Origin of the sequence: Photobacterium phosphoreum (assembly GCF_002954725.1) — a bacterium.
Taxonomy (GTDB): domain Bacteria; phylum Pseudomonadota; class Gammaproteobacteria; order Enterobacterales; family Vibrionaceae; genus Photobacterium; species Photobacterium phosphoreum.
The window spans coordinates 19187-30710 of sequence record NZ_MSCQ01000003.1 but is presented as its reverse complement, the minus strand read 5'-3'; the positions used below and the strand labels follow the sequence as shown (position 1 = coordinate 30710).

At 41.6% G+C, this 11524-nt stretch carries 7 protein-coding genes; 2 read left to right on the top strand and 5 right to left on the bottom strand.

The window, feature by feature from the left end; genetic code table 11:
- Positions 1-698: 698 nt before the first annotated feature.
- A complete protein-coding gene (locus BTO21_RS18020) occupies positions 699-2147 on the bottom strand; it encodes a YfcC family protein (protein WP_045027908.1) in 1449 nt (482 codons plus the stop codon).
- 540 nt (positions 2148-2687) lie between these two features.
- Between BTO21_RS18020 and rraB the strand changes: the two genes are divergently transcribed.
- Both rraB and BTO21_RS18010 read left to right on the top strand, forming a co-directional pair.
- Entirely contained in the window at positions 2688-3086 is a 399-nt protein-coding gene (gene rraB / locus BTO21_RS18015; protein WP_045027906.1) for a ribonuclease E inhibitor RraB, read from the top strand.
- Positions 3087-3287: 201 nt separating this feature from the next.
- Positions 3288-5723, top strand: a complete 2436-nt coding sequence (locus BTO21_RS18010; protein ID WP_045027904.1) for a beta-mannosidase — start codon at positions 3288-3290, stop codon at positions 5721-5723.
- A gap of 107 nt (positions 5724-5830) precedes the next feature.
- Here the strand turns inward: BTO21_RS18010 and BTO21_RS18005 are convergent, their stop codons facing one another.
- From BTO21_RS18005 to pepA, 4 genes are all read right to left on the bottom strand, one after another.
- A complete protein-coding gene (locus tag BTO21_RS18005; RefSeq protein ID WP_045027903.1) occupies positions 5831-6241 on the bottom strand; it encodes a DUF2061 domain-containing protein in 411 nt (136 codons plus the stop codon).
- A gap of 236 nt (positions 6242-6477) precedes the next feature.
- Positions 6478-9339 carry a valine--tRNA ligase gene (locus BTO21_RS18000; RefSeq protein ID WP_045027902.1) on the bottom strand — a complete coding sequence of 954 codons (2862 nt, stop codon included), beginning with the start codon at positions 9337-9339 and terminating at the stop codon, positions 6478-6480.
- 33 nt (positions 9340-9372) lie between these two features.
- Positions 9373-9828, bottom strand: coding sequence for a DNA polymerase III subunit chi (locus tag BTO21_RS17995; protein ID WP_045027901.1), 456 nt, complete (start codon positions 9826-9828; stop codon positions 9373-9375).
- 48 nt (positions 9829-9876) lie between these two features.
- A complete protein-coding gene (gene pepA, locus BTO21_RS17990; RefSeq protein WP_045027900.1) occupies positions 9877-11385 on the bottom strand; it encodes a leucyl aminopeptidase in 1509 nt (502 codons plus the stop codon).
- Positions 11386-11524 lie beyond the last annotated feature (139 nt).

Below are 11524 nucleotides of genomic sequence, written 5' to 3'. Positions count from 1 at the left end.
AAGTATTAGGTGTTGTTTATGTAATTGATTCTACGTGATGGATTTTATTTGTATAAGATCACTATCACAGTTTAATTATTAATGAGTTAGGCGCTGTAAAGTGGTTATTTACAGAAAAATAGCATCAACAAACAAATAGGCGCAGTGATTTATTATGTGCTCACGCTGCTTTTTAAAGCAATGTTTGTTGGTAAGTTTTTGTTTTTGTTGTTTATTTTATTTTGATATGAAATCTTATGCATTTGGTTGTCTAAAATAAGTATTAACAGGCGCGAATATTATTCAATTAAGGTGAGTAGATATAGTAAATAACGCGTTTATTTGATTTTTAAATAATACATTTAGGTATTTTTTGTGATGACTGTTTGTTATTTTTTTAACTGTTTTAGTGTTATTTTTTTAATTTAAATATGTTGTTTAATGTTTTTATTGTATGTGTGTAATGGCTGTTTTATTCTTCTAGATGAATAGATGAATAGATGAATAGATGAATAGATGAATAGATGAATAGATGAATAGATGAATAGATGAATAGATGAATAGATGAATAGAGGGATATAGATAGTTATAAAATAACCGAATAAATAACTATTTTATGGCTCTGTGATAATAACTATGGTTATGTTTGTTATGGATAATAAAAAACCGCCAGTTGGCGGTTTTAATTGATGATATTAATTTAAACGTGAATTAACAAGCTACATTAATATCACGCCAACACTGAGTACCACCATCGTAAATAGAATAATAATACCTAATAATGGCGCGACCCATTTTAACCAGCGAACATAAGGTACACGTGCAATTGCTAGCCCTCCCATTACCACTGCTGAGGTTGGAGTCACAAGGTTAACGACGCCTGAGGCCGATTGGTAAGCGGTGACAACCAGATCCCGTCCGACCCCAGAAAAATCAGCCAGTGGTGCCATGATCGGCATTGTCAGTACTGCGAGTCCTGAAGTTGATGGCACTAGAAATGACAGTAATATTTCCAAAATGTACATCACATTGATAAACACTACCGCCGAGAGACCAGTAACGATATGTTCGGCTGAGTTTAGGATGGTATCGGTGATCATGCCACGATCCATGATCACCACGATACCACGTGCAATACCGATAATTAACGCGACTCCAAGCAGATCTCGCGCCCCATCAATGAAGCTGGTTGAAAAATCTTCCTCGCTCATTCGTGATACCAAGCCTATTACAATCGCAGCGCCAAGGAACATGGCAGATATTTGTGGCATCCACCACCCGGCAATGGCAACCCCATAAATCATTACCGCAAAAGAGAGTCCAAAAATAGCCAGAATAACTTTACGAGTGGTGGTGAATTCAAGCATTTGATCTGATTGATTACTTAAAAAATGGGCTTTATTTTGTTCATATTGGTCATACACAATTGATTTAGTTTTATCTTCACGCACCATTTTTGCATAGCGCATCACATAACCAACGCAGATTAACCAACCGACAGTCAGAATAATAACTCGCAGCATAATGCCATCAGTAAAAGGTATACCAGCAGCATTAGAAGCAATAACGGTAGCAAAGGGGTTAATGGTTGATCCTAGCGTTCCAATGCCAGCGCCAAGTAATACTGTCGCTGCCGCAACTAAGGGATCAAAACGTGCCGCCATCATCACAGGAACAAGCAGTGTATAAAAAGGTAATGATTCTTCTGCCATACCGTAAATTGTGCCGCCAGCAGCAAACAGACCCATCAAAATAGGGATCATTAACTCTTCTTTACCGTGTAAGCGAGCGGTTACGCGTTCAATACCAGCATCAATCGCACCTGTTTTAGTTACAAGGCCTAGAAAGCCACCAATAATGAGAATAAACAACGACACATCAATAGCCGCTGCTTCATAAGATTCATGGTTATAAAAACCATCTATTGGTGCCAGTAATACATCGACAACGCCCTGAGGGTTACTCTCAACCGGTTTGTAAGTGCCGGTAATAGGTACTTCTTTGCCGAGTTCTGTATTCATTTCACGATCATATTGACCTGCGGGTACAACCCATGTGAGGGCGGCAACAAAAGCAATCAGCATAAATAAAATAGTATAAGCAGATGGGAATTTTAACTGAGCAAAGAAGCTTTTCTTTACCGGTTTAATCTCTGTATGTGCTGTCATGGTTATCTCCTGCACCGTCGGTTAGTGATAACCATAAGGTGTGTTTGTCTGCATGAGAGATAAGGATCACTCATGAAAAAATAAGGGAACAAACAATAAACGTAACTAATTAAAAAAAGTACAGCCTAATATCACGGTGGTAAATCGATCATAAGCGGTCTCATTTAGCGGTGGGGCATCATGATTCTAAAGTGGTTTATGGTTGCTAACTCAACGACTGTTCACAGTTTTTTGGCTTTTATATCGAGGTGTTAAAGCATCATTTTTATCTTGGGGATATTTGTTTAAAAAAACTGGGTGGCTATGCGAATCGTTATTGTTAAATAGCAGACTGAAGGTTGGTGTTGTGGTTATTAGCGAAGAATAGAGGGTAATGATTGTGAAATTTTATGCATATTGATGAGTATTTGGTCTTCAAGCATTAATCCATCAACGGTTGATTAAGATCAATTTAGGCTGGGCTTACGCGTAAGATATGGTAATTGAGTGCAAACCATGCGATATTTGCCAGCAAATTTATTCCATAGGTAGAGTGATACTATGTCTTACGCAGAATTGATTGCAGAGCAAAAAGAAGAAACGCGCGAAATTATAGCCGCGTTACTTGAAGATGGCAGTGAGCCAGAGGCGCTTTATACTATTGAGCACCACTTCTCTGCAGACACATTTGAAGAACTAGAAGCTGCTGCGGTTGAAGCATTTAAACTTGGTTTTAATGTTTTAGAAGCAGAAGAGTTAGAACTGGATCCTGAAGATGGCGGCGGCAAAGTTGTATGTTTTGATGCCGTAATGGAATCAGCCCTAAATGTAGAACTAATTGATGAGCAAGCTGAAAAGCTGATTAAACTGGCTGAAAAGCACAGCATCGATTACGACGGTTGGGGTACTTACTTCGAATCTGACGAAGATGATGAAGAAGAGAATGAAGACGAAGAATAAATCGTCATAACACCACTCTGTTCTTAAAAGCCGGCATTTTGCTGGCTTTTTCTACTTTTTGGCATTGGTATCAAACTTTGATATTAACGATATGATAGAAATTTACTCGTGATCACTGTCTGTAATCACGACGCGTGTAAATCTTTCCTTTTATCCTCACACATTTAAATCATACTGAATAATTCAGTATTGGAGTGATTGATGACAATCTCACTTAATGGCCAGTGGTTGCTTGCGTGTGTCCAACGCTCAGCAATTCAAGACCTTCATATTGATTTGCCGGGTGATGTTCACTCAGCATTATATGCAGCCGGAGAGATCCCTGATCCTTATTGGGCGACCAATGAAAAAAAAGTTCAGTGGGTTGGTGAGTGCGACTGGATTGTCAGCCGCCACTTTGAATTAACTGCCGAACAATTGACGTGTAATGCCATGGATTTGGTATTAGATCAGCTTGATACGGTAGCCGAAATTCGTATTAATGGTCATACCGTTGCCGATTTTAATAATATGTTCATGCGTCATAAAGTGGATGTGTTAAGTTGTCTGCAAATTGGTGCTAACCGTATTGAAATTGTATTACATCGTGCTGATTTAGCGGCTAAAAATCGTGCTGATAAATTACCGTTTCCAGTGCCGTGGGCAAAGGGTAATAACCAAATTCCGTTTATGAATACGTTGCGTAAACCACAGTTCCATAGTGGTTGGGATTGGAGTATTTGTTTATCTGTATTAGGTGTTTATGGTGATATTGTGCTGCAGCCGATTGAGCATGTTCGCATAAGCCATTTAGCCACCAAACAGAAATGGCACCAGCAAGGGTGTGAGTTAGCGGTTACATTACATTATGAAGTTGTTTCTGAAAAAGGGTTAGCTAATGCGTCAGTGACCTTTGACGGTCAGACTTTCCACCTTACTCTCGATCGTGAAGCCACCAAAGCCAGTGTCATTTTCCGTATTGATAACCCTCGTCATTGGTGGCCAGCAGGTTACGGTAAGCAGCGATTATATAAGTTGGCGCTGGAAGCTGATGGCGTTGCGATCACCAAACAAATTGGTTTACGTAAGTTAGAGCTGATCACTGAAGATGACGATCAGGGCCAAAGCATGGTGGTGATGGTCAATGATGTGCCTATTTCTGCTCGTGGTGCCAATTGGATCCCGATTGATGCCATGCCTGCGCGTATGACTGAGCAACGTTATCGAAGTTTGTTAACCGATGCTGCCGCTGCCAATATGAACATGCTACGCGTATGGGGTGGTGGAATGTATGAAAAAGATATTTTCTATAATCTTTGTGATGAATTAGGGTTGCTTGTTTGGCAAGATTTGATGTTTGCCAACGCCCTTTACCCATCAACCCCAGATTTTATTGCTGAAGTTGAGCAAGAAGTCGAATACCAAGTTCGACGCTTAAAAGATCATCCTAGTTTAGTACTATGGTGCGGTGATAATGAAGTCTTAGGTGCGATTGATCGCGATCCTGAATCGCGTCAACATCGTGAAAAACATCTGCTTAACTATGATCGTCTTAACCGTACTTTAGCTGAAGTGGTTGAACGTGAAGATCCATCTCGTCGTTTTTGGGCAAGCTCACCGTGTAATGGTGAATTGGATATTATCGATACGTGGCATCATGATCCGCTACGGGGTGATATGCACTGTTGGGATGTGTGGGATAGTGGTAAAGAATTTGATGCTTATCTGCAAGTGACCCCGCGTTTTTGTTCTGAATTTGGTTTTCAATCTTGGCCATCATTGCCAACGGTAAAGAGTTTCTTACCTGAACAAGATTGGAATATAAGCTCGCCAAGTTTTGAAAACCATCAGAAAAGCAGTCATGGTAATTCGGTTATTACCGAGATGTTTACCCGCTATTTCAGGTTTCCAAACGGGTTCGTTAATATGTTGTATTTATCGCAAGTGCAACAAGCATTAGCGGTTAAAACAGCTGCTGAATATTGGCGTACTCAAAAACCAACTAACCGTGGGATGCTGTTTTGGCAGTTAAATGACTGTTGGCCAGTAAGCTCGTGGTCATCGATTGAATACAGCGGCCGTTGGAAACAATTGCATTACCATGCGCGGCGTTTTTTTGCACCTCAAATAGCCACTTTTACGCGAGATCAACAAGGGCTGAAATTACATTTAGTCAATGATGGCCGTAAAAATACCGAGTTAAAAGGCGAGGTGGTGTGGCAAAGCTGGGAAGGGGAAATTCTTTATCGTGAGCCGATTACTCAATATTTAGAAGCTGACTCAACCAAAGTGGTTTGGGAATGGCTTAATGAAGATTTAGATGGTCATGAACAAGATGGTTTTTTCCATGTTCATTTGCATAGTGGTCAGCAATTAATTGAAAATACGTGGTTTCCAGCGCGTCCTAAATACTGTGAGTTAGCCTGTCCTGATTTACGGTTTGAAGTTGCCGAACACAATAATGATATCGTGGTAATGCTCAGTAGCAGTAAGCCAGCTTTCTTTGTGCATTTGGAATTTGAAGGCGAAGGACGATTTGAAGATTCAAGTTTCACTTTAGTGCCTGAACACCAACGTCAAATAAAATACATTGGCGCTGCGACTTATGCTGAAGTGGTACAAGGTTTACGGGTTTATCACCTTAAGCAAAGTTATTAGTAGTCTGTTTATGCGTGAGTAATGTTATTAGCGACCCATAATACCAGTTAATAAACCCTGCTTGTTATTGATGTAATGTCATTTAACAAGCAGGGTTTTTTACTATCTTAATGGTGTAAACACACCATCATCGACATTAATTGTTGAGGCGTATTTTGATGCTGCTTCTTTTGCCACACTCGCTCGTGCAGGTAATAAGCAAAAGTATTGATAGTCGGCTCGATCATTGCCATGGTGCCGCCAAGAAGCACATCACCCGTTAATAAATACACCACCGTAAAAGCGACACTAAAGTGCAGTATAGCGAAACTGATTGTCTTTTTACTCGGAGAGGAATGTTGGGTTTGAACAAGATTTTTGGTTTGCCATACTTTCTCATGGAAGTAGAAAGCAACAGTATTAACCATTGGCTCAATTAAAGCGATTAAGCCACCAATTAAAAGATTTCCCGTTAAGAGAAATGCCAAACTAAAAGCAACGGTAAAATGGATGATGGCAAAACTGAGGGTTTTCTTCATAAGGGTAATCTCATTAATTTGATGCAATGAGTATTACAAACTTATTTCAATAGATAAATTCGGTATTTTATATACTACCAATAGGTAAAAGCTATTATCTGTCAGTATGTTTAGGAGTATGTTTAGGAGTATGTTTAGGAGTCTGTTTAGATTGAGGGGAGGCTTGTAATGATAAGGGCAATAAAAAAACCGACGCCAAAAAACGTCGGTTTTTGTTTCTAGGATTTAGCTAAAACTTATAGCGCAGCAATAGTTGCTTTTTGCTCAGTCAGCTTAACCAATGTTTCTTCATAACCCGCTAGTTTTTCACGTTCTTTAGTGATTACGATTTCAGGTGCTTTAGCAACAAAACCTTCGTTACTTAGTTTGCCAGCAGTGCGTTTGATTTCGCCTGCCATTTTCGCAATTTCTTTGTCTAAACGTGCAAGTTCAGCATCTTTGTCGATCAGACCTGCCATTGGGATCATCAGCTCAGATTTACCTACAAGTGCAGTCGCACAAGCCGGTGTTACTTCGCCGTCAGCCAATAGTTTAACTTCTTCAAGTTTAGCCAGAGATTTAAGTACAGTCAGGTTCGCTTCAATACGGGCAGCATCGTTAGCATCAGCGACTTTCAGCATTACTGACAGTGGCTTGCTTGGTGCGATATCGTATTCTGCACGTAAGTTACGAATGCTGGTAATGAATGCTTTTACAAATTCAATATCAGTGATCGCCGCTTGATCAAACTGTGCTTCATCAAACTGAGGCAGAGCCTGAGTCATGATAGTTTCACCTTCAACACCATCAACTAGCGGCTTCACGCTCTGCCAGATTGATTCAGTGATGTAAGGAAGAACAGGGTGAGCAAGACGTAATGTCTTTTCTAACACTGTAATTAGGGTATGGCGTGTTGCACGTTGCTGTGCTTCAGTGCCTTTCCATAAAACAGGTTTAGTTAGCTCTAAATACCAGTCACAGAATTGATTCCAGATGAACTCGTACAGTACACCAGCAGCCATATCTAGACGGAAGTTATCAATGTGAGCATTGAAGTCTTTCGCGGCTAGTTGGAATTGTGATTCAATCCACTTATCTGCAACTGAGTATTCAAGTTCGCTATCGGCAGCAAAACCACAATCTTGATCTTCTGCATTCATCAGTACGTAACGGCTAGCGTTCCATAGCTTATTACAGAAGTTACGGTAACCTTCAAGACGCTTCATATCCCAGTTGATGTCACGGCCAGTAGAAGCCATTGCAGCAAGGGTGAAACGTAATGCGTCTGTACCGTAAGGTTCAATACCTGCTTCAAATGTCTTACGAGTGGCTTTTTCAATCTTCGCAGCTAGTTGAGGCTGCATCATGTTGCCACAACGCTTCTCTACTAGAGACTCAAGATCAATACCGTCGATCATATCGATAGGATCAAGTACGTTACCTTTCGATTTTGACATCTTGTCGCCGTTTTCATCACGGATAAGACCAGTAACGTAAACAGTTTTAAACGGAACTTGTGGCTTGCCGTCTTCATCTTTACAGAAGTGCATGGTCATCATGATCATACGCGCAACCCAGAAGAAGATGATGTCAAAACCGGTTACCAACACATCAGATGGGTGGAAAGTTTTAAGATCAGGGGTGTTTTCTGGCCAGCCTTGGGTACCAAATGTCCATAGTGCTGAAGAGAACCATGTATCCAGTACGTCGTTGTCTTGGTTTAGCACCACAACAGGCGCTAGATTGTGTTTCTCACGTACTTCATCTTCGTTACGACCAACGTAAACATTACCGTCGTTATCGTACCAAGCTGGAATGCGGTGACCCCACCAAAGTTGACGTGAAATACACCAATCTTGAATATCACGCATCCAAGAGAAGTACATGTTTTCGTACTGCTTAGGGACGAATTGGATATCACCGTTCTCTACTGCTTGGATAGCAGGTTCAGCTAATGGTGCCGCGCGAACGTACCATTGTGCGGTTAGCATTGGTTCGATAACCACGCCACCACGATCACCATAAGGAATAGTAAGATCGTGATCTTTAATTTCTTCTAGCAGACCTAGCTCGTCAAATTCAGCAACGATAGCTTTACGGGCTGCAAAGCGCTCCATACCCTGGTATTTTGCTGGGATTTCAGTGCTGTAAACATCGCTTTCTTCGCCGTTAGTGGTGAAGACTTCCGCCGCATCACGAATATCAGCATTGAAAGTTAGGATGTTGATCATTGGTAGGCTATGACGCTTACCGACTTCGTAGTCATTGAAATCGTGTGCAGGGGTGATTTTTACACAACCCGTACCTTTATCCATATCAGCATGTTCATCACCTAAAATAGGGATGCGACGGCCAACGATAGGCAGAATGATCTCTTTACCGATCAGATCTTTGTAACGTGGATCTTCAGGGTTTACCGCAACACCTGTATCACCCAGCATAGTTTCTGGGCGAGTAGTTGCTACAACAATGTAATCTTTTCCATCAGCAGTTTTAATACCGTCTGCTAGTGGGTAACGGAAATGCCACATGTAACCTTTAACATCTTTATTTTCAACTTCGATGTCAGAGATTGCTGTGTGCAGTTTTGGATCCCAGTTAACCAAACGCTTACCACGGTAAAGTAGATCTTCTTGGTATAGGCGAACGAAAACTTCTTGTACTGCATTTGATAGACCGTCATCCATCGTGAAGCGCTCACGATCCCAGTCTACTGATGCGCCAAGGCGACGAAGCTGTTTGGTGATAGTGCCACCAGATTCGTTTTTCCATTCCCAGATCTTATCGATGAAAGCATCACGGCCGTAGTCGTGTTTAGTTTTGCCTTCTTCAGCAGCGATCTTACGCTCCACAACCATTTGGGTAGCAATACCTGCGTGGTCTGTACCAACCTGCCATAGGGTGTTTTTACCTTTCATACGCTCACAACGAATCAGGGTATCCATAATGGTATCCTGGAACGCGTGGCCCATGTGAAGGCTGCCTGTGACGTTTGGTGGCGGGATCATAATGCTGTAAGCATCTTTAGATGTATCACCATGAGGCTTAAAGTAACCAGCCTCTTCCCAGCGCTGATAAAGCGCTTGTTCAATTGATTGTGGGTTGTATGTCTTTTCCATAGCGCTCTTAGAAGGATTCTATTCTATGTGGAATTAAGGCGTCTCAGTAACAGCATTGGCAGTCGTAATTTGAATGCCAGCAAGGCGATAAGCCTTGTAACGCTCGCGCGCCTGCTGTTTGAGCGTTTCGTCGCAAGGGACAAAGTCTACCACTTGTGCAAAGCTAACCGCAAAATTTGCGACAATTTCGGCTAAATTAATTAATACTGCGCGGTGTCCGCTATAGCGTAAACCGGGCCAACCAATTTCAACCGGCGATCCACCTCTTGGTCCTTCGCCAATTAAATTGTGCGGGACAAAGTTGTCGGGATCTTGTTGCCATAGATATTCATCTATTTGTTCTGCCTGTTGTTTGTCTGCTGCAAGTAGGTAAATCCGTAATCCTTGACGGTAACTCATGGCTGCGCAACGACAAGCAAAATGCCACTGAAAATCGCTATCAGCATCATCTTGATTATCATCTAATATATAAAACGTAGCATGAGTCATAAATTAATGTCCTAAAAGAAAAGGGCCATAGGCCCTTTTCTGAGTGTCTTATTCGACAATCTCTTGGCCTGCTCGATTGAGTAGGAATTGGACCAGCAATGGCACTGGACGTCCGGTCGAGCCTTTCGCAGCGCCACCTTTCCAAGCCGTACCTGCAATATCAAGGTGAGCCCAATTATATTTCTTAGTAAAGCGAGATAAGAAACAAGCAGCAGTAATAGTGCCAGCACCAGGCGTACCTAGGTTGGCAATATCTGCAAATGGACTGGCAATTTGCTCTTGATACTCATCACTCATTGGTAAACGCCAAGCGCGATCGCCCGATTGCTCAGAGGCATTAATCAGTTCGTGAGCAAGTGGATTATGGTTACCCATTAAGCCACTAATATGATGACCAAGTGCCACCACACATGCGCCAGTTAATGTCGCAACATCAACCACACATTCAGGATCAAAACGCTCAACGTAAGTTAATGCATCACATAGCACTAAACGGCCTTCAGCATCAGTATTTAATACTTCAACTGTTTGACCTGACATAGTAGTAAGAATATCACCTGGGCGATATGCACCACCACCTGGCATATTTTCACAACCGGCTAAAATACCCACGACATTGATTGGTAAGTTTAGTTTAGCCAGTGCTTTCATGGTACCAAATACAGAAGCTGCACCACACATGTCGTACTTCATTTCATCCATTTGAGCGCTAGGCTTAATAGAAATACCGCCTGAGTCAAAGGTTAAACCTTTACCGACAAGTACAATGGGCTTTGATTCTGGATCAGGATGACCTTTGTATTCAATCACTGACATCATGGCTTCATTTTTAGAGCCTTGACCAACTGCTAAGTATGATGTCATACCTAAAGTTGCCATTTCTTGCTCGCCAATGATTTTGGTACTAACCGTTTCAAAATCATCTGCTAAACGACGTGCCTGTGAGGCTAAATAAGCAGGATTAGCGACGTTAGGTGGCATATTACCAAGGTCTTTACTGGCTTTTACGCCTGAAGAAATAGCAAGACCATGAGTAATAGCACGTTCGCCTAAAGACAGTTCACGACGTGTTGGTACGTTAAAAACTAATTTACGTAGTGGACGGCGCGTCTCAGGCTTGTTACTTTTAAATTGGTTAAAGGTATAAAGGCTATCTTTGGTTGTTTCTACTGCTTGACGTACTTTCCAGTAGGTATCGCGACCTTTAACATGCAACTCAGTAAGAAAACATACCGCTTCCATTGAACCGGTTTCATTTAAGGTACTGATGGTTTTTTTGATGATTTGCTTATACTGGCGTTCATCAAGTTCACGTTCTTTACCACAACCAACCAGTAATACACGTTCAGATAATACATTGGGAACATGGTGCAATAACAACATTTGTCCTGGTTTACCTTCAAGGTCACCACGACGCAGTAATGAGCTAATATAGCCATCACTTATTTTGTCTAGCTGTTCCGCGATTGGAGAGAGGCGACGTGGTTCAAATACACCCACGACAATACACGCACTGCGCTGTTTTTCGGGGCTACCGCTTTTGACACTGAACTCCATGCGTACTCCTAACATCCTATAAAGACAATTAACGCTAAATGTTAGATAATACCACACTTGCTTGCTCTGCCGAGATTTCGGTATAGGCTTAGAAGCGCGGACTACATTCAGCCGAAAGATAAAAAAATAACTAATTTAA